This window comes from Klebsiella sp. CD33 (assembly GCF_051992865.1).
Taxonomy (GTDB): Bacteria; Pseudomonadota; Gammaproteobacteria; order Enterobacterales; family Enterobacteriaceae; genus Klebsiella; species Klebsiella pneumoniae.
Map to the genome: position 1 here is coordinate 4,850,685 of NZ_CP197023.1, position 25,033 is coordinate 4,875,717.

General features: G+C 55.6%; 23 protein-coding genes and 2 pseudogenes. 10 read left to right on the forward strand and 15 right to left on the reverse strand.

Translation table 11 applies throughout. The features are described from left to right. Positions 1–4 precede the first annotated feature (4 nt). The 3 genes from ACR809_RS23755 to ACR809_RS23765 form a co-directional block, all read right to left on the reverse strand. Positions 5–556 carry a fimbrial protein gene (locus ACR809_RS23755; protein ID WP_162992564.1) on the reverse strand — a complete coding sequence of 184 codons (552 nt, stop codon included), beginning with the start codon at positions 554–556 and terminating at the stop codon, positions 5–7. Between the two features lie 510 nt (positions 557–1,066). Next, the gene (locus tag ACR809_RS23760; RefSeq protein WP_122051609.1) at positions 1,067–1,756 is read right to left on the reverse strand and encodes an LrgB family protein; all 690 of its coding nucleotides are present in this window, start codon (positions 1,754–1,756) and stop codon (positions 1,067–1,069) included. Then, on the reverse strand, positions 1,753–2,160 hold the full coding sequence (locus ACR809_RS23765) for a CidA/LrgA family protein (RefSeq protein WP_002885086.1): 408 nt from the start codon (positions 2,158–2,160) through the stop codon (positions 1,753–1,755). The genes ACR809_RS23760 and ACR809_RS23765 overlap by 4 nt, the downstream gene beginning before the upstream one ends. A 105-nt stretch (positions 2,161–2,265) precedes the next feature. On the opposite strand from ACR809_RS23765, the gene ACR809_RS23770 reads away from it, so the two are divergent. Next, a complete protein-coding gene (locus ACR809_RS23770) occupies positions 2,266–3,147 on the forward strand; it encodes a LysR family transcriptional regulator (RefSeq protein ID WP_002885085.1) in 882 nt (293 codons plus the stop codon). A gap of 162 nt (positions 3,148–3,309) precedes the next feature. On the opposite strand, the gene ACR809_RS23775 is transcribed toward ACR809_RS23770, so the two are convergent. From ACR809_RS23775 to soxR, 4 genes are all read right to left on the reverse strand, one after another. Further along, positions 3,310–4,956, reverse strand: a complete 1,647-nt coding sequence (locus ACR809_RS23775) for a Na+/H+ antiporter (RefSeq protein WP_002885082.1) — start codon at positions 4,954–4,956, stop codon at positions 3,310–3,312. Positions 4,957–5,103: 147 nt separating this feature from the next. Then, positions 5,104–6,453, reverse strand: coding sequence for an NCS2 family permease (locus ACR809_RS23780; RefSeq protein WP_002885079.1), 1,350 nt, complete (start codon positions 6,451–6,453; stop codon positions 5,104–5,106). A gap of 388 nt (positions 6,454–6,841) precedes the next feature. After that, positions 6,842–7,510: a glutathione S-transferase family protein gene (locus tag ACR809_RS23785; protein WP_002885078.1), complete on the reverse strand. Its 669-nt coding sequence runs from the start codon at positions 7,508–7,510 to the stop codon at positions 6,842–6,844. A 258-nt stretch (positions 7,511–7,768) separates the two neighbouring features. After that, entirely contained in the window at positions 7,769–8,227 is a 459-nt protein-coding gene (gene soxR / locus ACR809_RS23790; protein WP_002885077.1) for a redox-sensitive transcriptional activator SoxR, read from the reverse strand. A gap of 84 nt (positions 8,228–8,311) precedes the next feature. Here soxR and soxS point away from each other — a divergent pair, with 84 nt between their 5' ends. Next, positions 8,312–8,641: a superoxide response transcriptional regulator SoxS gene (gene soxS, locus ACR809_RS23795; RefSeq protein WP_004151738.1), complete on the forward strand. Its 330-nt coding sequence runs from the start codon at positions 8,312–8,314 to the stop codon at positions 8,639–8,641. Here soxS and ACR809_RS23800 read toward each other — a convergent pair. Beyond that, positions 8,626–10,230, reverse strand: a complete 1,605-nt coding sequence (locus tag ACR809_RS23800; protein ID WP_004177824.1) for an EAL domain-containing protein — start codon at positions 10,228–10,230, stop codon at positions 8,626–8,628. The two genes, soxS and ACR809_RS23800, sit on opposite strands and share 16 nt — an antisense overlap. Before the next feature lie 506 nt (positions 10,231–10,736). On the opposite strand from ACR809_RS23800, the gene ACR809_RS23805 reads away from it, so the two are divergent. Continuing rightward, a complete protein-coding gene (locus tag ACR809_RS23805) occupies positions 10,737–11,018 on the forward strand; it encodes a YjcB family protein (protein ID WP_004177826.1) in 282 nt (93 codons plus the stop codon). Between the two features lie 46 nt (positions 11,019–11,064). Here the strand turns inward: ACR809_RS23805 and ACR809_RS23810 are convergent, their stop codons facing one another. From ACR809_RS23810 to ACR809_RS23825, 4 genes are read right to left on the reverse strand one after another with little or no spacing between them, the layout of a single operon-like run. Next, on the reverse strand, positions 11,065–11,922 hold the full coding sequence (locus ACR809_RS23810) for an ABC transporter permease (RefSeq protein WP_060568095.1): 858 nt from the start codon (positions 11,920–11,922) through the stop codon (positions 11,065–11,067). Beyond that, a complete protein-coding gene (locus tag ACR809_RS23815) occupies positions 11,919–12,752 on the reverse strand; it encodes an ABC transporter permease (RefSeq protein ID WP_004177833.1) in 834 nt (277 codons plus the stop codon). The genes ACR809_RS23810 and ACR809_RS23815 overlap by 4 nt, the downstream gene beginning before the upstream one ends. Before the next feature lie 59 nt (positions 12,753–12,811). Further along, positions 12,812–13,951 (reverse strand): ABC transporter substrate-binding protein, encoded by a 1,140-nt coding sequence (locus ACR809_RS23820; protein ID WP_023317420.1) that lies wholly within the window; start codon positions 13,949–13,951, stop codon positions 12,812–12,814. A 29-nt stretch (positions 13,952–13,980) separates the two neighbouring features. Continuing rightward, on the reverse strand, positions 13,981–15,012 hold the full coding sequence (locus ACR809_RS23825) for an ABC transporter ATP-binding protein (protein ID WP_122051663.1): 1,032 nt from the start codon (positions 15,010–15,012) through the stop codon (positions 13,981–13,983). A gap of 163 nt (positions 15,013–15,175) precedes the next feature. On the opposite strand from ACR809_RS23825, the gene ACR809_RS23830 reads away from it, so the two are divergent. Genes ACR809_RS23830 through ACR809_RS23840 form a run of 3 tightly spaced genes read left to right on the forward strand, consistent with a single transcriptional unit; the run spans position 15,176 to position 17,728 of the window. Continuing rightward, positions 15,176–15,946 (forward strand): MBL fold metallo-hydrolase, encoded by a 771-nt coding sequence (locus ACR809_RS23830; protein WP_002885048.1) that lies wholly within the window; start codon positions 15,176–15,178, stop codon positions 15,944–15,946. After that, positions 15,943–16,956, forward strand: coding sequence for a LacI family DNA-binding transcriptional regulator (locus ACR809_RS23835; protein ID WP_040217687.1), 1,014 nt, complete (start codon positions 15,943–15,945; stop codon positions 16,954–16,956). The genes ACR809_RS23830 and ACR809_RS23835 overlap by 4 nt, the downstream gene beginning before the upstream one ends. A 10-nt stretch (positions 16,957–16,966) precedes the next feature. After that, complete coding sequence (locus ACR809_RS23840) at positions 16,967–17,728, forward strand: inositol monophosphatase family protein (protein WP_122051610.1); 762 nt, start codon at positions 16,967–16,969, stop codon at positions 17,726–17,728. A gap of 38 nt (positions 17,729–17,766) precedes the next feature. On the opposite strand, the gene iraM is transcribed toward ACR809_RS23840, so the two are convergent. Beyond that, complete coding sequence (iraM, locus tag ACR809_RS23845; RefSeq protein WP_002885039.1) at positions 17,767–18,120, reverse strand: anti-adapter protein IraM; 354 nt, start codon at positions 18,118–18,120, stop codon at positions 17,767–17,769. 551 nt (positions 18,121–18,671) lie between these two features. Beyond that, positions 18,672–20,603, reverse strand: a pseudogene (gene bamA / locus ACR809_RS23850) (outer membrane protein assembly factor BamA); the annotation flags it as partial. Between the two features lie 14 nt (positions 20,604–20,617). On the opposite strand from bamA, the gene ACR809_RS23855 reads away from it, so the two are divergent. Next, complete coding sequence (locus tag ACR809_RS23855; protein ID WP_162992539.1) at positions 20,618–21,586, forward strand: IS5-like element IS903B family transposase; 969 nt, start codon at positions 20,618–20,620, stop codon at positions 21,584–21,586. Positions 21,587–21,642: 56 nt separating this feature from the next. Here the strand turns inward: ACR809_RS23855 and ACR809_RS23860 are convergent. After that, positions 21,643–22,161, reverse strand: a pseudogene (locus ACR809_RS23860) (POTRA domain-containing protein); the annotation flags it as partial. A gap of 21 nt (positions 22,162–22,182) precedes the next feature. Here ACR809_RS23860 and ACR809_RS23865 point away from each other — a divergent pair. The 3 genes from ACR809_RS23865 to ACR809_RS23875 all read left to right on the forward strand — a co-directional run bounded on the left by ACR809_RS23865 (position 22,183) and on the right by ACR809_RS23875 (position 24,949). Then, positions 22,183–22,413 (forward strand): potassium:proton antiporter, encoded by a 231-nt coding sequence (locus ACR809_RS23865; protein ID WP_004192625.1) that lies wholly within the window; start codon positions 22,183–22,185, stop codon positions 22,411–22,413. 373 nt (positions 22,414–22,786) lie between these two features. After that, entirely contained in the window at positions 22,787–24,547 is a 1,761-nt protein-coding gene (locus ACR809_RS23870; protein ID WP_122051611.1) for a tannase/feruloyl esterase family alpha/beta hydrolase, read from the forward strand. A gap of 33 nt (positions 24,548–24,580) precedes the next feature. Continuing rightward, the gene (locus ACR809_RS23875; protein ID WP_004177844.1) at positions 24,581–24,949 is read left to right on the forward strand and encodes a helix-turn-helix transcriptional regulator; all 369 of its coding nucleotides are present in this window, start codon (positions 24,581–24,583) and stop codon (positions 24,947–24,949) included. Positions 24,950–25,033: the final 84 nt, after the last annotated feature.

The following is a 25,033-nucleotide window of genomic DNA, read 5'->3' on the forward strand; positions in this document are numbered from 1 at the left end:
TGATTTATTCAACAAAGCCAGTCACGGTTGTCTGAACGGTACCTTTCGTCGGATCGGCATCACCCGATTTCACCATTTTAACGGTGAACGGAATGGTTGCTGCACCCGAAGAGATATCAACATCAGAACCCTCTTCGTTATTCTTCATCACATTGCCCGCTTCGTCGAAAAGGGCCACAGCGACGCCGGTTGCCGGCTCATCAGTTGCCTGGTTTTTAAAATAATCGCTGTTCGCGGTATCGGAAACACCGCCAAAAGTGACGCGGGCGACACTGTTGCCACCTTCTTCCGCGGTCGGGCAATCAGCTAAGCTAAAGGAGAAGTTCTTGGCAGCGCCGAAGGTATACGCTTTCAGATCCGCCACTGAGGTGGTGCCCATATCAATAGCCGTTACACCGCCATCAATGGTCGCCGTACAGGTGGTATCGGAAACAATACCATTAAAGGTAATGGTGTTATCAGCCTGCGCAACGGTAGACAGCGCGCTGCAGGCAGAGAAAATCAGGGCACCCGCCAGAAATTTTTTACTCATCTTCATATTTATTCCCATATCCATTATAAACGACAATCAGTCCGTCAATTGCTTTATGCAGCGATATTAGAGAATGAAATTCAAGCAGCGCGGCGTCATGCATGTATTTACATGACATATGGTTTATGACAATTAATATTATTCATAAATAAACGACCAGCATTTGAATCCATTCAATAATACAAGCTCGCGTAAAAATAATAACTAGCATGAGGTAAGAACTCAATTATTAATGTAAAAATTGATTTTTTGCGATATAACATCACAACGCATGCGTGGCCATATTCAAAACCATAAAAATCAAAGAGTTATAAAGTTATAAAATTCGCAAAGATAATTGGATATTTATATAATATTTGCCCCATAATTAAATACGGGCATGCAGAGAAACATTTAGTTACAAAGTCAGTGCTGATATAAGAATTGGCTTAATCTTTTATGATGAACCGTTAAATGCATCAATAACAAAAACAGGGAATAGCCGATAGCTATTCCTCTCCTCAATATTTATTAACATTCACTCTGGCGATAATGTTAAAACAGCAGCCAGCGGACGACCGGCGCAGCCAGCACCACCACTACGCCTGACAGCATCATCACCAGGCTGGCCACCACGCCCTCCTGCTGGCCCAGCTCATACGAGCGCGCCGTTCCCGCACCATGGGAAGCCGCGCCGAACCCGGCTCCTTTCGCCATCCCTTCCCGGATAGCAAGACGTAAAAACAGCATATCTCCCACCGCCATGCCAAACACGCCGGTGATCACCACAAACAGCGCCACCAGATCGGGTTGACCGCCGAGCGGTTTCGCCGCCGCCAGCGCAAAGGGCGTGGTCACCGAGCGCACCGCCAGGCTACGCTGAATTTCATCAGACAACATAAACCCGCGCGCCAGCCATACGGAACTGGTGACAGCCACCACTACCGCCGTCACCACCCCGGCGCTGAGCGACATCCAGTGGTGTTTAATCACCGCGACATTTTCATACACCGGAACGGCAAAGGCGATGGTCGCCGGGCCCAGCAGCCACAGCAGCCAGTGGGTCTCTCCCATATAGCTCTGATAAGAGATGTGGCCTACCACCAGAATCAGCACCAGCAGGATCGGCGTGAACACCAGCGGCATCAGAGGGAGTTTATGAAAACGTCGATACAGTTTTTTGTTGGCGTAATAGAGGACCAGCGTCGCCACCAGGCACAGGATACTCAGCACGGCATCGCTCATTTTTTTAACCTGCCCACTTCGTAACGATAGACCTTGTCAACGACCCAGGCGGTGGCGCCGAGCACCATCAGCGTGCTTAAGGCAATCACCAGAAATATCCGCCAACCATCGACCATCAACAGCTGGGCGTAGTTCACCACCGCGACCACCGCCGGGACGAAAAACAGCAGCATCTCCGCCAGCAGCCAGCGGGCGCCGGCGCGCACCCAGCTTACCGGTATCACCCGGCAGACGATCAGCAGCAGGAGCATCACCATGCCGACCAGGTTAGCCGGCAGCGGTACCTGCCACCTGTTCACCAGATATTGTGCGAAGATGAATAACCCGACGTAGAGAAGTACCTGTACCGGGATCTGAAGTCGTTGCGCCACGGCGGGGGCAACGCGAGCTGGCGCGAAGGCCATGTGCGATAGTCCTGAAAAAAAGAAGTCAGGCGAGCAGTATAGAGAGCCGCCGAAGCGGACAGAAATGAATTAAAATCATCGCAGGTATAGTCTCAGGGAATAATTATGGATATCCGAACGCTGCGCTATTTCGTTGAAGTGGTTCGTCAGCAGAGTTTTACTCGCGCGGCGGAAAAGCTGTTTGTCACACAGCCCACCATCAGCAAGATGCTCAAGAATCTCGAAGATGAGCTGAACTGCACGCTGTTGATCCGCGACGGCCGCAAACTACTGCTCACCGATACCGGGCGCGTCGTTTTTGAACGCGGCCAGGCGATCTTGGGCGAGTTCAGCCAGCTGGAGTCAGAGCTGAGCGATATCAACCACCTGCATAAAGGGGTGCTGCGGCTTGGCATTCCGCCGATGGTCGGGATGCTGATGGCCGAGCCGATCAGTCGCTTCCGCCAGCGCTATCCGGGCGTCGAGCTGAAGATCGCCGAGTTTGGCGGCCTGACGGTCCAGCAGGCGGTCAGCAATGGCGAACTTGATATGGCGATGACCGCCCTGCCTGTCGAGGAGGATAGCAGCCTCACCATTCTGCCGTTGTTCAATCACCCGCTGTGCGTCCTGACGCCAAGGACCGCGGAGTGGGAAGGTAAAACCTCGCTCTCGCCGGCCGAGCTGGCGTCGCATCCGCTGGTTATCTACAACGAGGAATTTGCCCTTAGCCAGCAGCTGATGCGGCTGTTTGCCGAGCATGACGTGAAGCCACGTATCGCAGTGCGCAGCGGCCAGTGGGATTTTCTCGCCGCCATGGTGCAGGCGGGCATTGGCGTAGCGATCCTGCCGGAACCGATTTGCCAGCGTCTCGACCGGCAGAATTTTTGCTGGATCCCGTTGCAAAGCGAGCTGCGCTGGGAGCTGGGGATGATTTGGCGGGAAGGCGTATATATGTCGCGCAGCGCTGAAGCCTGGCTGACGTGCAGCAAAGCGTTCTGGCTGGAATAATTCTCTGGTGACAACGCGTTCCGCAAGGGAAGGGGTAGCCCGGGTCAGGCGCTTGCGCCGCTGCCCGGGTTTCCCCCGGTCGCGCTAACGCTTACCGGGGCTACACATTTACTGCAGTCTCGCCAGTAGTCCGAATAAGCGTCGCGCTATCCGGATTACAGGTTATTGATCTTCGATTAACAGCGCTTCCAGCAGGTCGAGATCGTGGAGCAGCTTCTGCAGCGTCTCGTTACTGATCTGCCGGGTGGCGCGCAGATGATACAGCTCGCCGCGCTCAGAGCGCAGCGCCGCCAGGCGGAAGCGGCGTTCCAGACTCTCTTCGAGCATAGAGGTTTCCACGTCGTTACGCCCATCGGCGCGCCGGCGCAGGTTACCGATCACCCGCGAACTGACTTCGGTCAGCAGCTGGGTATCGATATTCTCTTTGGTATCCGCCGCCAGACGCTCTTCCATCTTCTGGATCGCCACAATCGCCACGTCAGCCGTTGCCGCGCGCGCCAGACGCTCCTCTTTCCGCTGCTGCACATTATCGCTCGATTCAATGTGACGTAGCAGGATCGGCAGCGCAATCACCCCGACGAACAGCGAGAACAGGATCACCCCGGCGGCGAGGAAAATCAGTTCATAGCGCGCCGGAAAGACATTCCCGTCCGGCAGCAGCAGAGGAATGGAGAGCACACCGGCGAGGGTAATCGCCCCGCGCACCCCGGCAACGGAGGAGATCAGCAGCTCGCGCGTAGTCCAGGAGCCAAACTCCATCGGCTTCTTCTTCAGGAAGCGCTGACTGAGCTTACGCATCGACCACAGCCAGCCAAAACGCACCAGCATCAGCGCGGCATAGATCAGGATAATGTCGGTAAACAGCATCCAGGTCTCAACGTTGGGGTCGGCCTCCGCCGCTACCAGCGAACTGGAGAGGATATCCGGCAGTTGCAGGCCCAACAACAGGAAGACCATGCCGTTGAAGACAAACTCCAACATTGCCCAGGTGCTGTTGGCGCGCAGGCGCATGGCCAAGGGCGCGGTGCGCATCACGCCGGAACGGGTGATGGTCATCCCCGCCGCTACCGCCGCCAGGATGCCGGAGACACCGATATGTTCGGCAATCAGATAGGAGGCAAACGGCAGCAGGAACAGCAGGACAATCTGCGTGGCGGGTTCATCCCCGCCCCAGCGGCTGAGGAAGCGCATCGAGCGGCCATACGACCAGCTCACCACAAACCCGGCCAGCACGCCGCCAATCGCCACCTTCAGAAATTCTACGGTGGCGCCGCCAACGGTAAAGACCATGGTGCCCATCGCCACCGCGACGGCAAACTTGAGCGAGACCAGGCCGGAGGCGTCGTTCATTAGCGCCTCCCCCTGCAGAATGCCCATGATTTTCTTCGGTATCCGCCCTTCCCCAACGATGCCCGAAAGCGCCACGGCGTCGGTCGGCGACAGCACGGCCGCCAGCGCGAACGCCGGGATCAGCGGAATGCCCGGCACAATCCAGTAGATCAGAAAGCCGATGCCGACCACCGTCACGACCACCAGCGCTAGCGCCAGGCCGAGGATCTCGCGCCCGTGTTCAATAAATTCGCGGGTTGGCGTTTTCCAGCCGTCGGCGAATAGCAGCGGCGGGATAAACAGTACCAGAAACAGCTCTGGATCAAATTCAACGTGCAAACCAAAGGTCGGCCACGCCAGAAGCGCGCCAATGGCGATTTGCATCAGTGGAAGTGGAACCTGAAAGGGCAGTACGCGCGTCACTACCCCGGAGAGTGAGACCACAAGGGTCATGATGAGGATGGTAAAGAATATTTCCATGTGTTCCCTGTTTGCTGCGTTTTCTTTTATACCTGTAAGGCGTCGTGCCTGTGAATCATACGCTACCCAGATTAACGCAAATGGAAACAGGATGTGGCTTAAAAATAAAACGGGCGGCCTGAGCCGCCCGTGAGGAGCACGAAGGGTTTAAATCGCCCAGCCGCCGGCGTAGAACACCACCAGCGCCACAGCGATAATCACCGTGCCGAGGTTCAGTTTGCGCCACTCGCCGGAGACCAGACGGCCAATAACCAGGGTCGCGAAACCGATCATGATGCCGGTCACGATGTTACAGGTCAGCACGATAAACACCGCGGTGATCAGGCCAGCCATCGCGTCAACAAAGTCATTGAAATCGATTTTCGCCACGTTGCTCAGCATCAGCAGGCCAACGTACATCAGCGCCGGCGCGGTCGCGTAGGCCGGCACCAGATAAGAGAGCGGGGAGAGGAACAGGATCAGCAGGAACAGGACACCGACCGTCACCGCGGTCAGACCGGTTTTACCACCGGCCGCGGTACCCGCCGCCGATTCGATATAAACCGCCGCCGGCGCCGCCCCGACTAAACCGGAGAAGACGCTGCTCAGGGAGTCGGTGGTCAGCGCTTTACCGCCGTTGATGATCTGTCCGTCCTTATCCAGCAGGTTCGCCTGGCCAGCCACTGCGCGGATGGTACCGGTGGCGTCAAAGACCGCCGTCATCACCAGCGCCAGCACGCTTGGCAGCACGACCGGGTTGAGCGCGCCGACGATATCCAGGCTGCCGATCAGGGAATTACCCTGGCCATCGCTCAGAGATGGCATAGCGAAAATGCCGGAGAAATGGACGTTGGGATCGAAAATCAGGCCGACAATCGACACGCCGATAATGGTCAGCAGAATGCCGCCCGGCACCTTCATTTTTTCCAGACCAATGATCACCGCGAGGCCAATCAGCGACATCACCACCGGGAAACTGTCAAAGTTGCCCAACGCCACCGGCAAACCGTCCAGCGGGTTTTTGATCACCAGACCAACGCCGTTGGCGGCGATCAGCAGCAGGAACAGGCCAATGCCGATCCCGGTACCGTGCGCCACGCCCTGCGGCAGGTTACGCAAGATCCAGCTGCGGATGCCGGTTGCCGAGATCACCGTAAACAGGACCCCCATCAGGAATACTGCGCCGAGGGCTACCGGAATACTGATCTGCTGCCCCAGCACCAGGCTGAAGGCGGTGAAGGCGGTCAACGAGATAGCGCAACCGATCGCCATCGGCAGATTCGCCCATAATCCCATCGCCAGCGAGCCAACGCCCGCTACCAGACAGGTCGAGACAAACACCGCGGCCGGCGGGAAGCCCGCTTTACCGAGCATGCCCGGCACCACGATGACGGAGTACACCATCGCCAGAAAGGTAGTAAGACCTGCAACAATCTCCTGACGCACGGTGCTGCCGCGCGCCGAAATTTTAAACCAGGCGTCCAATGAACCGCCGGTACGCGCTGAAGGCGTAGACATAGAAAACTTCCCCTGAAAATTTTTATCGTTCGTTGATATGCGTGGTGGACCGTCCACTGCCAGTTAAACGCGATCTCCATGTACCGAATCGCAGCGCCAGGGGGGCCGCAAAAAAGCAAACGTTTAACTCCGCGCATACACTACGGTGGTCAACCTTATCGCCTCCCCCGGACAGCAGAAAAAAGGGGGAGCGAAACAGAAAGGCAAACGATTATCCGGCCTTTAGATAACCCTTTTCAACCGATGTTTATCGTATTTCGCTAAATTTCGCTTATGACGAACAGAAAATGACCAGCCGATGCGCAAACGTTATCGTCTATGCGCAATCCGCTAACAATTTTTTAGTGAGTTGCTTTCATTTATCGACGTCATCGGATCCGCTGATATCTCAGGCGCCGGGTAAGGTGAAGGGGCCGCCGCGCTCGATGGCGCGTTGCCAGGCCGGTCGCTGTTCCACTCGCTGACGCCAGGCCTCGATATGGACAAGGTCATGCATGCCGCCGCGCGCCAACAATGCCATCACCGGGAAGCTCATCTGGATATCGGCCATGCTCAGCCGCTCGCCAGCGAACCATGGCCGCGCGGCAAGATGGTCGTCAATGAACCGCGCATGGGTGGCCAGCTGCGGATCGAGCCACGTTTTCTGTATCCCCTTGCCCAGCAGCGAACCCAGCGAGCGAACGCCAAAGGGCACAGGGGGTTTGCCAAGGCTGGCGAACACCAGCTTCATTAACAGCAGCGGCATCAGCGAGCCTTCGGCATAGTGCAGCCAGAAGCGGTACTGCAGTTTGTCGTCAATTCCCTGCGGCTTCAACAACCCGCCGCTGTCCCAGGTTTCCTGCAAATACTCGAGGATCGCCCCGGACTCCGCCAGCACATAGCCGTTGTCTTCCAGTACCGGTGATTTTCCCAACGGATGGATTTTTTTCAGCGCCGCCGGCGCCAGCATCGTTTTCTCCCGCTGATAGCGGACTATCTGATAAGGCAGCTGCAGCTCTTCCAGTGCCCACAGTACGCGTTGCGATCGTGATTGATTAAGATGATGTACCGTCAGCATGAGCCTCTCCCGTAGTTTGTTCAAATTAACTATAGAAACAGGCGCTCATTGCCGGGAAAATTTCAGCAAAATAGTGAGGAAAAAGCGACGACAGATGCCATAGTTAAAGTGTCGACGCAAACCGGAACCTCCATCAACAGATTGCGCAATACTGAGGGACGTCGACGTCGGGGAAACCCTCTCGCGAACCAGCGAGATAATGCGAAAGACCAAGACCGGAAAACAACTAAAGCGCCCAGTTGTGGCGCTTTAGTTTTATCACTCGTCTTCCAGCAGCCGGGCGCCGGTTCCCTCTTCCCCCAGTTTATCGCCCGGGTTGCGCAGCGGGCAGTCGCGTCGCGATAAACAGCCACAGCCGATACAGCCGTCGAGCTGGTCGCGTAGCGCCGTCAGGGTATGAATGCGCCGATCCAGCTCCTCACGCCACTGCGATGACAGCATCTTCCACTCTTTTGCGCTGAGATTGTGCCCTTCCGGCAGCACGCCAAACGCGTCGCCGATAGTGGCCAGCGGGATGCCAATACGTTGCGCAATTTTGATAATCGCCACCGCGCGCAGAACGTCACGCCGGTAGCGCCGCTGATTGCCGGCATTCCGCTGACTGTGGATCAATCCTTTACTCTCATAAAAATGGAGGGCCGAGACCGCCACGCCGGTTCGTTTTGCCACTTCTCCAGGCGTCAACAGCATTTTGATGCGGGGTGATTTCTTTTCCATAAAGCGCTTTACCTCAAGTTAACTTGAGGAATTATACTCGCCTGCAGACAAAACGACGAATCGAGAATTGAGAGAGGCCGCTTTATGTCCCATCAGGATATTATTCAAACTTTGATTGAATGGATTGATGAACATATCGATCAACCACTTAACATTGATATAGTCGCCAGAAAGTCAGGATACTCGAAGTGGTACCTGCAGCGGATGTTCCGTACCGTGATGCATCAGACGCTGGGGGACTATATTCGCCAGCGCCGCCTGCTGCTGGCGGCGGAAGCGTTGCGAACCACCCAGCGGCCGATCTTTGATATCGCCATGGATCTGGGCTACGTCTCGCAGCAAACCTTCTCCCGAGTGTTCCGCCGCGAGTTTGACCGCACTCCCAGCGACTATCGCCATCAGATCTCCGCGTGACGCGGCGGCTGAGGCACGTTCGCGGGCGCGGGAGCATTGGCTAACCACTGCATAAACTCCCGCGCCGGCATCGCTTTCGCAAACAGCCAGCCCTGGCAATACTGTACGCCGCGCTTGTAGAGCCAGCTTACCTGCTCCGGCGTCTCCACGCCTTCTGCAATCGTCTTTAACCGCAACCCGCGCGCCATCTCGATGATATGTTCAGCAATCAGGTGGCTGGTGTTGTTGGTGGTGAGCGTATCGACGAAGGTTTTATCGATTTTGAGGATATCGACGTTCAGCGCGTGCAGATTATGCAGATTCGAGTAGCCGGTGCCGAAATCGTCGATGGCAATTTCATAGCCTGCTTCGCGGAACGCCTGGATCACCGGCGTGGTCTTCGGTACGTCGATAAACCCGCGCTCGGTCACTTCGATTTTGATTTGTCCGATACAGACCGCGTAGCTGTGCGCTTTCTCACTGATCTGTGAAATCAGCCGCGCCGAATGGAAATCCGACGCAGAGAGATTGATGGCTATATACAACTGTGGATGGCTGGCCAGAAACTCACCCATTTCATAAAACAGTTCATCCACCACGTAGTCCGTGACCTGGGCAATCATGCCTTCATTTTCCGCCAGCGGAATAAACTCCGCCGGGTTCATCACCGGACCGTCAAACCCAGGCCAGCGCAGCAGCGCTTCCGCCCCAACGCAGCGGTTATTTTTAATATCGATAATCGGCTGGTAGTGCAGGCGCAGCTGGCGGCAGCTCAGAGCCCGCTGCAGCATATTGCGCGGCGAGTGATACTGTCGGCGGGTGCGCGACCACACCAGCACCAGTAAAATACTGCAAATTATCCCCAGCGGCAGCGTCAGACTGGCCTGGTCACAAAAGTTGTGATAGTAGCTGGCCCGCGAGGTGGACATAATGACGGCGATGGGGCGAATAGCGGAGCGGGCGATCGTATACACCCGGCCATTCTGATTAAAAAAGGTATCGCCTTCGCGAATTAACGCATGGAGTTCCGCGGGCTCGACATTGTTACTTACCGAGAAAAAGAGGTTGGTTTTGGTATCGAAAACGCCATAGGCTAAATCGCGGTCGCTGGCGATCACCGAGCTGTACGAGAAGGGATTAACCACCACAACATAGGGCCCCTTCTGCATATAATTCATGGCAAAGCCCGGATAAAACGGCGTGTCCCGGTAATAGTAAATCGCGACATCCGGCTTTTTGGTGTAATTAGCCGCCGGCATCCGCCAGCCGGTTTGCTGATGAACGGACGTTGAACAGATAAAGCGCTGGCCGTTAGCGTAGATCAGATCTTCCACATACAGCAGGCCGCGCACAATATGCAGTAAATAACGCTGGTGATCCGCTGAACACAACTCACCGCGATACTGGCTGGCTTTAGCCCGAGCCTGATCCGCTTCCCGGATGACCATTTCCGTTTTTTGCAGCGCCAGCTGCGAAAATGAGTGTAATTGATCAATGGTTTCGGCTTTAGCCCGCAGCTGGGCAAACCACAATGCCAGCACCACTGGCAATAAAATAACCAAACCTGTTCCGATGAGTCTTAGCGCCTTATGCGGCGCACTGTCACCCATTTACGCTTACATCCATGCGATATGCCTTAATTAAGGTAGCCCGAACACGTTAGCAATCGCGATTGCGATAGACATCAGCTGACATCCGACAGCCCTCACGAGCGTCAGTTTTACCTCTGATGGTGATGAATAATACTTATTTATCAGGTATTCGGAAGATATTCCGGCAAGATTAAGAATAGACGCGCATCTGACTCGGTTTCTCCGTGTAATAAACAAGAACAGGTAATAAAACCCGCAGAATAATAATCATTAGGCAGTGAATGAAAATATGCTTCCCGGGGTTGCTCACCAATATCCACACAAACTTCATAGTTATTAAACGCAGCAAAAGCTCATTTTTTGACTGGTGAATAAAGCGCCAAGTGTGATATAGTTCACACAAGTTGATGAAACAGAAATGGCGTTTCATCACTCTCTAGTACGCCAGTTGAGACCAGAGCGCTATGCCATCGTCAGTCGCGTCAGGTCGTCCATGGCTCCCGACTTTCTTTGAGGATAGGTTAATGGCTTCCATTACTACCAGTGTCGTATTATTGCGCTGGCCCCTGGTGAGCGCGGTACTGATGTTTCTCGCCAGCTCACTGAATATTCAGCTTCGCAAAAGCGATTACGCCGGTCTGGCGGTGATCTGCAGCTGCCTCGGCCTGGCCGCCGCCTGCTGGTTCGCCACCGGTTTGCTCGGTATCACCCTGCTTGATATGGCCAAAATCTGGGGCAATATCAAAGATGTGATGATTGAAGTCATGAGTCAGACGCCGCCAGAATGGCCAATGATGATGACCTGAGGTTAAAAAGCTTCCCGACGGGAAGCTTTTTCGTTTTCTGCAGCCCTTATTTCCCTAATTTCGCCATCATCTCCGGACGCATAAATTTATGGATCACCACCATAAAGAGCAGCGACGGGGCCAGCAAAATCAGCGCGGAAATCGACGAGACCTGATAGTTACCCGACATGCTGGCATTATAGAGAAGCAGCGGCAGCGTGGTGATATCCGGCGCCCCGACGAAGAAAGTGCCGGTAAACTCATCCAGCGACTCCAGAAAAACAAAGATGCTGGCGGCAACGATCCCCGGCGCCGCCTGCGGCAGCACGATGTGCCAGAAGGTATACACCGGCCCGGCGCCCAGGTTATGCGATGCCCGCGCCAGCAGCGGGTCGATGGCTGAAAACGCGGCCACACAGATCCACACCGAGTACATCAGACCGTGGACGCTATGCACCAGCACCACCCCTGCGATACTGCCGTTCAATCCCCACTGATAAAACAATCGGGCAACATTCATGTATACCGTCAGGTTAGGAAAGGCCTGCGGGATAAGAAATAGCAGCATGAACAGCATCCGTAATGGCATTTTCCGCCGGGAAAGCGCATAGCCGGCGGGTACGGAAATCAGCAAACAGACCCCCACCGATAACAGAGCGATCAGCACGCTGGTTAACAGCGAGCTGGAGACATCGCTGTATGGATTGAAAACCTGATACCAGTACTTCAGCCCCCACCGGCTGGGCAGCGAATGGGGAAAATACCAGCTTTCCGCTACGGTCCAGATCAACAGGTTCAGCAGCGGACCAAACATCGCCAGCAGCATAAACAGCAGCAGCAGGGTCTGCAGCACCGGACTGGCGCGCACTTTACGGCGCCCTTTCACCCACCATGCCGGGGTTGATACGAGGGCCAGCGCTTTCATGATTCACCGCCTTTTTGCTGCAGGCTGTGGCGCAGGTAAAACCACGACAGCGCGCCGCAGATCGCCAGCGACACCACGCCAAGCGCATTCGCCACCGCGTAATCACCATAGGAATTGACGCGAAACGCCATATCCACGGTTAGCATCGTCGGGGTTCCCACGCCGATCATCAACGGTACCGACAGCACCGACATCATGGTCACCGTCGACAGCACCAGCGCCACGCCGATAGTCGGCAGGACCTGCGGCAGCATGATATCGAACAGGATCCGCGGCCGGGAGGCGCCAAGATTACGTGCAGCAAGGATCTGCGACGACTCCAGCGCCGCCATCGCCCCGCAGATCAGCAGCGTGGCAAAGGCCAGTTGCTTCCAGACAAAGGTGATCACTATCCCTTTCCATCCCAGCCAGGAGAGCGTCTCCAGCGGCGTGACCAGGTCGGCCGCCACCAGCGCATTGTTCATCAGGCCATTTTTGGCGAGAAAAGTGCGCATCATCTGGGCAACAACGATAAAAGGAATAAACAGCGGCAGGCGATACAAAAAACCCAGCAGACGCACAACGGGTCGGCAGGGTGACAGCGCAATCACTGCCGACAGGGTAATGGCGAGCAGCGCTAACAGCGCCACCGAGATCAGCACAATAAGCAGCGAAAAGAGCACATCGCTGGCGTAGAGCGCATAGACCTTGCGGAAGTGATCGAGGGTGAACGGCTGTCCCGGCGCGGTAAACGCCGAGACCAGCGAAAACCCCAGCGGATACAAAAACAGGATCGCGATCATCAGCGCCGCCGGGGCAACCAGCAGCAGATATTTTAATGAACTGGACATAATAAACCTGGCGTCAGCACAAGCAAGCGCCCGGGACGGCGGCCCGGGCTGGAAAAGGTTTAATTAGCCACCTGGCTTTCGTAACCCTCTTTGATATCGTCAAAGTAGGGGGCGATCGGGAAGCTTTTGCCATACTTCGCCAGCGCTTCCGGCGAGATTTCGGCAAACAGCTTTTGCCAGGTCGCCGCATCCAGCTTCGGCTTCACCTGCCCGGCGTCGATGCCCGGATACCAGTTGAACTGCTTGACGATCCCCTGCGCCTGCACTTCCGGGCTGGTGGCTAGCGCGATAAAGTCGCGCGCCAGCTGCGGATTCGCCGCCTTCGCCGGGATGACGTAATACATCGGCTGGCCCGGCATGCCCGGCGCCAGTAAAGCAAGCTTGATCGACGGCGGCAGCTTGCCCTGATCTTTCCAGCTATAGAACATATCGACCCACACCGGGCCCATGGCAATTTCCCCCCGGCTCAGCATATCGAGCGTCCCGGCGTTGCCCGGGGTGAAAGTTACGTTTTTATTGAACGCCTTTAGCTTCTCATAGGCCTGCTGCCAGCCTTTTTCGACGCTTTTATCATAAGGCCCGGCGGAGAGACGCTGGGCGTCGGTCCCGTAGGCGTAGATCCAGCCCACCACAAAGCTGACGCCGGACATGCCGTTCTTGATGCCGTTATAGCCAAAAGCCTGCGGGTGTTTCTGCGTCCAGGCCACCAGCTCGTCATACGACGTCGGCGGGGTAGTGACCAGATCGCTGTTCCAGGCGATAGCGGTCTGGCTTAAGAACATCGGCATCACGTATCCGTCAACGTTAACGCCCAGCGCCTGGGTGGCGCTCGGCGAACTTACCATGCCGCCGGTCTGAATATCCTGACGGTATTTTTGCAGCAATCCCTTTGCCACCTGCTCACCGCCCGCCTTCTGGTGCACTACCGCGACGTCGATATCCCACTGCTGCGCGCCGCTCTCCTGCTGGGCCGTTAGCTTCTCGCTAATTTTATTCGACCCGGCGTCGCCGGGGCCGGTACCGATCACCCGCACCTTGACGCCGGGATGAGCGGCTTCAAATTTTGGCCCCAGCCAGGTTTTTACATAATCCACCATATTCTGATCGCCCGCGGTGGCGACGTTGAGAATGGTGTCGGCCTGTGCGCCAAGGCTCAGGAAGAGGGTCGTTACGATCGCTGCTTTCGTCTTAGTCAACATGGATTGTCCCCAGAATGAACACGCTGATATCACTGTGATAGTGGTAAAGGAAAAATATGCAGGGCCGGCGTTGGCACATGGAGCCGAACGCGGCTTTTTGTCGGCCAGCACTGCGCGGCATCCGCCAGCAGCAGGCGGTCATGGCAGCGCACGCTGTGACGATACAGATTGCCCAGAAACGCGCTTTGCTCCACCACGCCTTCCAGAGCCAGCCCCTCCTGCGGCGCAGGCTGCGTTAATTCAGCGAGCGCGGCATCGGCGCTGCGAAAATAAATAACGTTGTCACCCTGCTGAGCGGCAGATAAACCGGATATTGCGGCAGCGGATAATTCACCGGAAATTATTTTATTATCGGCCCCCATAAAATCAGCGACGAAGGGCGTCGCGGGGCGTTGATATATTTCTTCCGGCGTGCCGGTTTGTTCAATACGCCCCTGATTTAATACCGCAATGCGGTCCGCCATCACTAAGGCTTCCTGCTGATCGTGGGTGACAATTAATGACGTGAACCCCAGTCTCTTTTGCAGAGATTTAATTTCATGGCGCACATTCAGGCGCACTTTGGCATCCAGATTAGATAACGGCTCATCCAACACCAGCACCTGGGGCTCTATGGCCAGGGCTCTCGCCAGCGCCACCCGCTGCCGCTGGCCGCCTGACAGTTCGGTCACTTTCACCTCGCCAAGCCCTTCGAGATTGACTATTCGCAGCAGCTCCGCCACCCGCCGCGCGATATCCGCCCCGCGCCATTTGCGCAGCTTCAGGCCATAGCCGATATTGCGCGCTACCGTCAGGTGCGGCCACAGGGCGTAGCTTTGAAATACCATGGTGATATTGCGCTGCTCCGGCGCAAGATGAGTGATCGTTCGGCTGGCAATAGCCACCTCGCCGCTTTGCACCGGAATAAAGCCGCAGAGGGCGTTCAGCAGCGTGGTTTTTCCGCATCCCGACGCGCCCAGTAGAGCAATCATCTCTCCCTGCTCTACCGCCAGATCGATATTATGTAAAACCACCTTATCGCCATAACTAATTTTAAGGCCGGAGATCTGTAAATAACTCATATTCGCTACCTGAAAGCGCTGCTGCGGCATTTTTTTTAGCAAGGTGAACACGTGTTCATTTGGCTGTAAAAAAAATGCAACGTTGAATCGACATGATGTGAGCCTACTTTGTCGGGTATTTATGACAATTTAATTAAGCGGCAAAAAATTTTGGCGAGGGTAAATGAAAATAGATGTGCTTGGCTGCGGGAGCGCCTTTTCCTGCACGCAAAATACCTCCGCGCTGCGGGTGATCGATGCGGACAACAAACAGTGGTTAATCGACTGCGGCCCCACCGTTCCCCGCGCGCTCTGGCAGCGCGGCGGCGAGGTCAACGATATCGACGCGATCTACTTCACCCACGTTCACCCGGACCACTGCACCGGCCTGACGGCGCTACTGAACCACTGGAAAAGTTATTCCCGTCAGAAGCCAGTCATTATCTACTGCCAGCCGGCGCAGCAGCCGGTGCTCATGCAGCTGGCCGCGCTGGCGAACTGGCCGCAGGCGGACCTTGGTTTCACCATCGACTGGCAGGAATGCCGCGAAGCCTGGACGTGGCAGGACTGGCAGATCCGCACTGCCCCCACCCAGCATGAGCTGAGTAATCGTGCCATCCGCATCACCATTGCCGGGCAGACGCTGTTTTACAGCGGCGATGGCCGACCGACCGCCGACTCGATAGCCCTGATGGCCGGCGCCGGGCTGGCGTTTCAGGAGTGCGCCTCGGTAGCAGCCCTGGACGATGACGCCTCGCATGGCGATTTCCCCTCCTGCCTGATGCTGTTCAGAACGCTGCAGCTCCCGGCGATGGGGCTCTATCACTGCGAGGATGCTTCTCTGTCGGCGCTAAAGCAGGCCTGTCAGCCGTGGCCGGGCTTATTCGTTTCCCGGGATGGACTCACCTTAACGCTGCCGCGTCCCACGCCCACTGACGAGACGTACCTCCTATGAACCCACGCAAACCCAGCGTCACCGCCCAGGATGTTGCCCGGCGAGCGGGCGTCTCCCGGGCAGTGGTGTCCCGGGCGTTGAGCAACAACGGCAGCATCTCTCCCGACGCCCGGGCGCGGGTACTGCGCGCCGCCGAAGAGCTGGGGTATCAGGTTAACTTCCTCGCCCAGGGGCTGAACCGCCAGCGCAGCCACTTAATCGGCGTGATCGTCTCGCGCATCAGCGATCCTTTTCGCAGTACCCTGCTTGATGCGCTGCTTAACGAGATCCAGCGCCAAGGCTTTCAGGCGCTGGTGAGCGAGATCCACAGCGAGCAGGATCTGGCGCAGACCTTGCGCCGTTTCGCTCAGTTTCGCGTCTCCGGCGTTATCGTCACCTCCGGCCAGCCGCCGGAGGCGCTGGTGAACGATTGCGTCCAGCAGCATATTCCGGTCGTGGGCATTAATCGACAGCCGACGATCCCCGGCGTGGATTACGTTTGTTCTGACAACGCCGCCGGCGCCGAACTGGCCGCCGACCAACTGCTGCGCAGCGGCTGTCAGCGCTTTGGCTGGCTCAACCACCATCCTTCCACCTGGGCCGGCCGCATGCGCGGGGAAGCGTTCGGCCGGGCGCTGCAAACGCGCGGAGTGGACGTTGAACGCCACCTGGCGATCCTCGCCTGTCAGCAAGAAGGTTACGCGGGCGGGTTACAGGCTGCGGCGCTCGCCGACGAGGCGCTGGAGGGGATCTTCTGCGCCAACGCCCAGCTTGCCTGTGGCTTTCTCGATGGAATGCGCCAGCGCGGCAGAGAGGCTCCGGCGGATTTTCAGCTGATTGGTTTTGATAACACGCCGACGACCGCGCAATATAGCTATCAGCTCACCACGCTACATCAGGATGTGGCGGCGATCGCCCGCCAGGCGCTCGCCCGGCTTCTGGAGCGCGCCGCCGACCCTTCGCAACCTTCACGCACCACCTGGGTGGAGGTAACCTTAATTCACCGGCGCACGTCGCCCTTTGTTATCTGAGAGCAGGACTATGACGGAAGCACAACGAGAGTCATTATGCGCCTTGATTCGCCAGGCAGGCGCCCACGCCCAGGCGCTGCGCGATGCGGGATTACAGGTCGATAAAAAAGCGCGCCAGGACTTTGTGTCGCAGGCGGATCTCACGGTAGAACAAGAGATTAAAGGCTGGCTGCAGGCCCACTTTCCCGAGGAGGGTTTCCTCGGGGAGGAGAGCGGTTTTGAAGGCGACGACCAGACCGTCTGGGTGCTGGATCCTGTCGATGGCACCACCAACTTTATCCTCGGCATGGATTACTGGTGCATCTCACTGGCGCGAGTGTGCCAGGGCGAGCTGTCGCTCGGCATCATTTACGCCCCCGATCGCGATGAATTTTTCTTCGCCGCCCGCGGCGAAGGCGCGTATCTCAACGGTCGGCGCCTGACGCTACGCGAGCCGGAGCCCGATGCGGTGGTGATCGGCATGGGGCGCTCCAGCCGGGCCCCGGCCAGCGACTACGCCCGGGCCATCGACACGCTGCTCGACGCCGGTCTGGAGTATCGCCGTTTTGGCGCGGGCGCCCTGATGCTGGCGCATGTCGCCGCCGGTCAGCTCCACGCCTATTATGAAGCGCATATGAACAGCTGGGATGCGCTGGCAGGCATGCTATTGATTGAGGAGGCGGGCGGAACGTGCAATGCGTTTCTCGCCAATGCGGGCCTGCGGCGAGGCAACCTCGTGCTGGCCGGCTGCGCAAGCGTCCAGCCTCGACTGGCCGCCCTGCTGGCGAAATGACGCCACGCCGTCGGTGTCTGACCGGCGGCGTGGACTGGCTAACGCCAGGGTTCACTGCGGGGAATATTATTCGGGCAACGCTTAATCGTGCAAAAGGACTGGTAAAAACAGGAGTCAGACCGCTCGCCACCGGCATGGTACGGGCACGATGGTCGCTCGCGTAATTTTTCCCACTGCGCCTCGTCGTACACCGTAATATTATAGATTTTTAATGAATGATACTGGTCATTAATTAAAACTCTCGAGGAATAGAGTCTTATCGACTCACCGGGCAACAGGATTACATCAGCCTCGTACCACATGATAAATTTCAAGAAACGCAGACTGGATATAGCCGAGAAGGCGATACCAGATTGCGGGCAGATCAGGGTATTAAGAATAGTCCATTTCATATTCCTTCCTTATAAAGATGCTACAAATTATTACAATATATAGTGATAGCATTCATTGTTATAAATCGCAAGCACCCCTGACAATTATGTGATTTAAGGCAATTCCTAACGACATACTCCATTATTAGTAACGTTTCATTTCCCTCTCTAAATTTATGGTTAGGCCTGATGAAAAACAGCCAAATTACCCTTAAAAAAGAAAATATAATAAAAAATAAGATAATATAAACTTAATTTACAATACGTCTTAGTCCCTCTGGATGAGGCCTCAGTCATTGGTATTAGATGATGCAGCGCTGAGTATTACCTGCGGTTTGGCAAGAAGAGAGGATAGTAGCAGGCAGCTATTTATTGCGCGGTTACCTCGTCGTACGCCACCAGGTCCGCGAGGCCCGCAGACCGCGCTCGGGTAAATGTCGCGGGTGTCCCGCCAGATCGCATTCCTTAGCGATAATATCGACATAGCGGTTGAGTATATTCTGCTCAATCGCTATATCGGAGGACAGTCCACAGAATATAGCCACGCCGGTCTATCAGGCCCCGTTGGAGCCCTACCAGGTTTTGCCGATATTAAACTGAAACTGTTCTGCTTTATCACCATCGTACTTTTTAAACGGCTCTGCCCAGGAGAAGACCAGTGGACCGAGGGGAGACATCCACTGCACGGCAATCCCCGCGGAGAGACGAATATGACTCGGATCGCCGTAGTCAGGGATCCCTGCCGCCAGCGTCTGCGCGGTGTTGTGCCAGGATGTACTCCAGACCGTCCCCGCGTCAACAAACAGCGAGGTTCGCAGACTATCGGCGTATTTGTCATTCACAAAGGGGGTTGGAATGATAAATTCGCTGTTCAGCACCGCCATGGCATTCCCGCCGACCGCATCAGACGAGGCGTCCAGCGGGCAGGCGCTATAGCTGCTTTCGCTACCGTTACAGCGGTAATAGGCCGCTTTAGGCCCAATGGTGTTAGAAGAAAATCCGCGCACTGACGACGAACCGCCAGCGTAAAAGTTATCGTAGAACGGCACACTTTTGCCGTCTAACCCGCCGGCATAGCCTGCGCGCAGGCGTTCCATCCAGACCCAGCGCTTGTTCTCGCTCAGCGGCAGATACTGGGCGGTGTCAAAAGAGAGTTTGTAGTAGCTATTATCCGAACCGGGGAGCGTCACTTTACCGCTCAGGCTGCTCTTGTTTCCCGCACGCGGGAAGAAGCCGCGATCGAGATCGTTGTAGCCCCATCCAAGACTCACAAAATAATCGTTGGCGCTATATTTTGCGCCGCTGTCGCCATCTTTCGTCACCACGCTGGGCTCGATTCCCCGAGAGCTGAGGTAGCGCCAGGTCGTCAGCTCCGGATCCATATTGGTCAGGCGATTATGGACATAATCCAGTCCCAGGTTCAGGGAGTTATTTTCGCTAATGGGAAACCCTAGCGTACTACCTAAACCATAGCTCTGCTGGTTATAGCTCCCGGCATCCGCATCAGAAGCATCATAGCTGTTATAAAAAATCTTTCCGCCCAGGCTGATGCCATCTACGGTAAACCACGGGTTCGTCGCCCCCAGTTCAAGATAAGACTGGTAGCTGTTGCGCGTCCCGTTGAAGCTAACGCTATTACCCGTTCCCAGCCAGTTATCCTGCGTCACGCCAAGCTGATAGCTCACGCCGCTGTCCGTACCAAATCCCAGGCCCACATTGAATGAGCCGGTGTTGCGCTCCTTCACCTTGTAGACCACATCGACCTGATCCGCCGTTCCATTGACCGGAACGATCTGCTGTTCAACGTTCTCAAAAAAACCCGTTCGATCAAGACGTACCTTCCCTTGATCGACTTTTTCGTTGTTGAGCCACGCCCCTTCCATTTGGCGCATTTCACGACGCAGCACCGCGTCCCGGGAGGTGTCGTTACCGGAAAAGCGGATCTGGCGTACCGAGTAGCGGCGGCCCGCGTTGACCTGAATATGCAGCACCACGCGGTGATGCGCATCATCGATTTCCGGCGTGGACGTCACCTGCGGCCAGGCATAACCATACTTACCAAAATGCTTTTTGATCTCATTTTCAACCGTGGTGACTTGCGCCCCGCTATACCATGCCCCCGCCAGCGGCTGGGCAAGCGCCTCGATCTCCGGCCCATGCTGAGCCAGATCGCCTGTCACCTGAGTTCGGTCGACCCGATAACGTTCGCCTTCATTGAGGGCGATAGTGATATACAGGGATTTTTTATCTGGCGTCATACTGACCTGCGTGGACTCGATAGCAAAGCGCGCATAGCCGCGATCGAGATAAAAACTGCGCAGCGTTTCCAGATCGGCTTCCAGCTTCTGCTTCTGGTATTTTTTATCGGCTACCACGTTCCACCACGGCACATTATCACGTAGCTGAAGCTGGTCCAGGAGCGTCTCTTCCCGAAACGCCTGATTACCGATAATGTTTATTTGTGCGATTTTCGCCGAGATGCCTTCGGCTTTGTTGAATAAATCGAACTTTTGCTGAGTTGAAGGATCAGATCACGTATCTTCCCGACAACGCAGACCGTTCCGTGGCAAAGCAAAAGTTCAAAATCACCAACTGGCCCACCTACAATAAAGCCCTCATCAACCGTGGCTCCATAACTTTCTGGCTGGATGATGAAGCTATTCAGGCCTGGTATGAGTCGGCAGCGCCTTCTTCACGAGGCAGACCTCAGCGCTATTCTGACCTTGCCATCACGACTGTGCTGGTCATTAAACGCGTATTCAGGCTGACCCTGCGCGCTGCGCAGGGCTTTATTGATTCCATTTTTTCTCTGATGAACGTTCCGCTACGCTGCCCGGATTACAGCTGTGTCAGCAGGCGGGCAAAGTCGGTTAATGTCAGTTTCAAAACGCCCACCCGGGGTGAAATCGCACACCTGGTAATTGATTCCACCGGGCTGAAGGTCTTCGGTGAAGGCGAGTGGAAAGTCAAAAAGCATGGCCAGGAACGCCGCCGTATCTGGCGTAAGCTGCATCTCGCCGTTGACAGTAAAACACATGAAATCATCTGCGCTGACCTGTCGCTGAACAACGTTACGGACTCAGAGGCCTTCCCCGGGTTAATCCGGCAAACCCACCGGAAAATCAGGTCAGCCGCCGCCGATGGCGCTTACGATACCCGGCTATGTCACGATGAACTGCGGCGTAAGAAAATCAGCGCGCTTGTCCCTCCCCGAAAAGGTGCGGGTTACTGGCCCGGTGAATATGCAGACCGTAACCGTGCAGTGGCTAATCAGCGAATGACCGGGAGTAATGCGCGGTGGAAATGGACAACAGACTACAACCGTCGCTCGATAGCGGAAACGGCGATGTACCGGGTAAAACAGCTGTTCGGGGGTTCACTGACGCTGCGTGACTACGATGGTCAGGTTGCGGAGGCTATGGCCCTGGTACGAGCGCTGAACAAAATGACGAAAGCAGGTATGCCTGAAAGCGTGCGTATTGCCTGAAAACACAACCCGCTACGGGGGAGACTTACCCGAAATCTGATTTATTCAACAAAGCCGATGCCTTCCTGAAAGACGAACGTTAAGTCAACGCGATTACGCGGTAACGGGGTCACCACCGCGTGAACCTGCGCACTGTATTTCCCCGCGCTGTAATAGAAATCCTGCAACCCCTTTTCTATTTCGCTAAGCGAATTTCTGTCCAGTGCGCTACCTGCAGAAATACCGGACGCGGTGAGATTTTCCTTTAGCGCATCATCCTTCACTGCCTTATTCCCGGAAAAACTGACGCTGGCAATAGTGGGCCGTTCCTTAACCTGCACCACCAGCGTTTTCCCATCGCGCAGGATCTGCACATTTTCGAAATTGCCGCTCGCATACAGCGCGCGCACTGCCTCGCTGACATCTTCTGGCGTCACCGCATCTCCCGCGTGCAATGGCATACTTAATAGCGCCGCCCCGACGGTCACGCGCTGTAGCCCTTCAAAACGGATATCATCAACTTGATATGATGTTGCGGCATATAACGTTAAAGGGGCGATCAATAATCCGCTGATGATATGAGTCTTTTTTAACATGAATGTGTCGTCTACGAGATAATGAGCAATAGCAGTGTTCTGCTGGCGTTGAGCTTATTTGTTCAGGATGCATCTCTAAAATATGCGACAGAAAATAACCTGAGCGAGGCGCAGAATTACATGCAATTATGGCGACAAAATGGAGAAAAAATGGATGTTAAAGCATCTTTAAAAATATATTTAATGATGGAACTTTTTCTGAAGCGCATGGTTCTAATGGCCAACACCAGTACTATATTTAGATTTGCCTGAACGTTTTATTAATAAAAAGCCCCCTTTCTTATTAATGGAAAGGGGGAAGGATCTCGTTAGGAATGATGCTCTCTGGGATCACCAGGAACAGGGAGAAAAATAACCTGCAACCCAGCAGATTTAATGAAGAGAAATTGAATAAATTATGCAACTGATATCACAACATTCTACCCCGAATTCACCGCCAGACGCCGTTGGCAAACATCTCCATATTTTCCTCAAAATAGCAGAATACAGTAGGGTCGCCTTATCAAGGCATCAAGGAAAGTCTATCGTTATCTACAATAGCCAAGCAGTGGCGCCTCGCCAGGGAAGGTGAGGCATAGGTTTAGCCATCCTGCCGCCTCCCATCATCAGCCACAGGGAACTGCGTATGACACGCTTACTCAAGACAATCTTGCCCATCATCCTCTGCGCCCTCTTCGGGTTATCGTTCGCTTCACCCACGCAGGCTGTCGCCAGTCTGCCGATCGTTCTTCCCGCGCTGACATGCGATGCGCTAAGCGATACCAACTTCAGCGCGGCCGTTGGCGCAAAGGTCACTATCAATCACACTGAAATGCAGACCTCCGCGCAGGGAAGCTGGTGCAAGGTGAGCGCCACTATCGCCCCTGAGATTGGCGTGCAGATTGCCCTGCCGACTCAACGCTGGAGTCAACGTTTTTTGCAGGTCGGCTGTGGCGGACTGTGCGGGAGTATTAACCTGAGTCTGTCGAATGCCAGCGGCTGCCTGCCGGCAATGAACGGCGAGTTTGTGGTGGCAGCAACCGATATGGGGCACCATGGCAGTATGATGGATGCGTCATGGGCCGAAGATCCGCAAAAGCGCATCGATTTTGCCTGGCGCGCCAACCACCTGACCGCCGTGCTGGCCAAAGCGGTGATGCAGACGCTTTACCGCCAGCCGCCAAAGTATGCCTACTTTATGGGCTGCTCAGACGGCGGTCGCGAAGCATTGATGGAAGCGCAGCGCTTTCCGCAGGATTTTGACGGTATCAGCGCTGGCGCGCCAGCGGCCTTTTTCCAGTTTCAGAACTCCTTCTTCCACGGCTGGAATGTGGCCGCCAATCAGCGCCCGGACGGTACCGCTATCCTGCTGAAAAATCGCCTTCCTCTGATTCACCAGGCCGTGCTGGCTCACTGCCCGACGCTTTCCGGCGTGCAGGATGGTATCCTGCAAAATCCGTATGCCTGTCAGTTCTCTGAGTCATGGCTCCCCCGCTGTCCTGCCGATGCTCGGGATCGTTCTACCTGCCTGACGCAGGAAGAGATCGAGGTGGTGAAAAAGCTCTACCGCGGCGCTTACGACAGCCACGGCGCCCAGTTCGTCGCGGGCGGTCTGCCGCTGGGTTCCGAGCTACGCTGGCCGGTGCCCGAGACGCCGACCGGCCACTCAATGTCGGAAATGATGGTACTACCGGCTCTGCAATCCGTGCTCCTGCCAGGAGAAAAACAGAAGATCCAATCGATGCGGGATTTTCCGCTTAACCAGCAGAATTTTGACGCCGTCGCCCAACTGGCGCCGCTCTATAACGCGGCAAATACCAATCTTCATGCCTATCAACAGCGCGGCGGCAAGCTTATCCTCTGGCACGGTCTGGCCGATGACTCCGTCAGTCCGGCCTTTTCTATCGCCTATTATCGCGGCGTAGAAGCAGAGATGGGCCATGCCGCAACGGATACCTTCCTGCGGTTATTCCTGCTGCCTGGGGTAGCCCATTGCGGTAATGGCGAAGGTTACGATCAAATTGATCTCCTTACCCCGCTGATGCGCTGGACCGAGGAAGGCATCGCGCCGCAGGAGATCATGGCCGGCAAACGGGCAACAGCCGCTGCCGACCTGCCGCCGATGACAGAAAAACCAGATGCGCAAACGCAGTTTCACGGCGTGCAGAAAGTCAGTCAGCCTTACGCTGACGCTGCTCCAGCTGTTATCGCGACTCGTCCGGTGTATCCCTTCCCGGCTATTGCCCGTTATAACGGGCGCGGCGACGTGAATGACGGCGAAAATTATCATGCAGAGCAAACTACCGCCTTTGGTCATCTGCAGCTGGCAAAACCCGCCAGCGACTATATTGGCCCTGATAATCAAAAAAATTATCAGGTTCGCCACGGCACACTCACTGTTCAATAAACCCCAGGGCTCCTCACTGAGGAGCCCTGCGTTATGGGATTGGCCGCAATTATGCGTAGCAAAACGCTCCAGCAATCGGTATTAAGCGACCTGCTCTTGTGGATCGATAATAATCTGGATAAGAAACTGACCGTCGACGATCTGAGCGATATCTCTGGTTATTCCCCCTGGCATTTGTTTCGGCTCTTCCGTCATTATTTTGATCGTTCGCCAATGGAATATATCCGCCAGCAGCGCATGTCGCTGTGTCGCCGTTTATTGCTGACGACGCCTGGTTACCGAATCGTCGATATTTGTATGATGGTCGGTTATGACGATCTCAGTGCGTTTAATCGTACCTTCAAAAAATATCATGCGCTCACGCCCACTCAGTATCGCTATCAGATCACGCGGCAAAAATAAGGAGGTCCCCCTCCTCCGCATCGCTGCGGTTGGGAATGGAAGGGGGACAGGGGATATTACAGAAGGGAAATAGCAGGATGCTAT

Coding starts and splice junctions, on each gene's coding strand:
- ACR809_RS23755 (WP_162992564.1), bottom strand. CDS start 556: ATGGATATGGGAATAAATATGAAGATGAGTAAAAAATTTCTGGCGGGT.
- ACR809_RS23760 (WP_122051609.1), bottom strand. CDS start 1,756: ATGAGCGATGCCGTGCTGAGTATCCTGTGCCTGGTGGCGACGCTGGTC.
- ACR809_RS23765 (WP_002885086.1), bottom strand. CDS start 2,160: ATGGCCTTCGCGCCAGCTCGCGTTGCCCCCGCCGTGGCGCAACGACTT.
- ACR809_RS23770 (WP_002885085.1), top strand. CDS start 2,266: ATGGATATCCGAACGCTGCGCTATTTCGTTGAAGTGGTTCGTCAGCAG.
- ACR809_RS23775 (WP_002885082.1), bottom strand. CDS start 4,956: ATGGAAATATTCTTTACCATCCTCATCATGACCCTTGTGGTCTCACTC.
- ACR809_RS23780 (WP_002885079.1), bottom strand. CDS start 6,453: ATGTCTACGCCTTCAGCGCGTACCGGCGGTTCATTGGACGCCTGGTTT.
- ACR809_RS23785 (WP_002885078.1), bottom strand. CDS start 7,510: ATGCTGACGGTACATCATCTTAATCAATCACGATCGCAACGCGTACTG.
- soxR (WP_002885077.1), bottom strand. CDS start 8,227: ATGGAAAAGAAATCACCCCGCATCAAAATGCTGTTGACGCCTGGAGAA.
- soxS (WP_004151738.1), top strand. CDS start 8,312: ATGTCCCATCAGGATATTATTCAAACTTTGATTGAATGGATTGATGAA.
- ACR809_RS23800 (WP_004177824.1), bottom strand. CDS start 10,230: ATGGGTGACAGTGCGCCGCATAAGGCGCTAAGACTCATCGGAACAGGT.
- ACR809_RS23805 (WP_004177826.1), top strand. CDS start 10,737: ATGGCTTCCATTACTACCAGTGTCGTATTATTGCGCTGGCCCCTGGTG.
- ACR809_RS23810 (WP_060568095.1), bottom strand. CDS start 11,922: ATGAAAGCGCTGGCCCTCGTATCAACCCCGGCATGGTGGGTGAAAGGG.
- ACR809_RS23815 (WP_004177833.1), bottom strand. CDS start 12,752: ATGTCCAGTTCATTAAAATATCTGCTGCTGGTTGCCCCGGCGGCGCTG.
- ACR809_RS23820 (WP_023317420.1), bottom strand. CDS start 13,951: ATGTTGACTAAGACGAAAGCAGCGATCGTAACGACCCTCTTCCTGAGC.
- ACR809_RS23825 (WP_122051663.1), bottom strand. CDS start 15,012: ATGAGTTATTTACAGATCTCCGGCCTTAAAATTAGTTATGGCGATAAG.
- ACR809_RS23830 (WP_002885048.1), top strand. CDS start 15,176: ATGAAAATAGATGTGCTTGGCTGCGGGAGCGCCTTTTCCTGCACGCAA.
- ACR809_RS23835 (WP_040217687.1), top strand. CDS start 15,943: ATGAACCCACGCAAACCCAGCGTCACCGCCCAGGATGTTGCCCGGCGA.
- ACR809_RS23840 (WP_122051610.1), top strand. CDS start 16,967: ATGACGGAAGCACAACGAGAGTCATTATGCGCCTTGATTCGCCAGGCA.
- iraM (WP_002885039.1), bottom strand. CDS start 18,120: ATGAAATGGACTATTCTTAATACCCTGATCTGCCCGCAATCTGGTATC.
- ACR809_RS23865 (WP_004192625.1), top strand. CDS start 22,183: ATGAGCAATAGCAGTGTTCTGCTGGCGTTGAGCTTATTTGTTCAGGAT.
- ACR809_RS23870 (WP_122051611.1), top strand. CDS start 22,787: ATGACACGCTTACTCAAGACAATCTTGCCCATCATCCTCTGCGCCCTC.
- ACR809_RS23875 (WP_004177844.1), top strand. CDS start 24,581: ATGGGATTGGCCGCAATTATGCGTAGCAAAACGCTCCAGCAATCGGTA.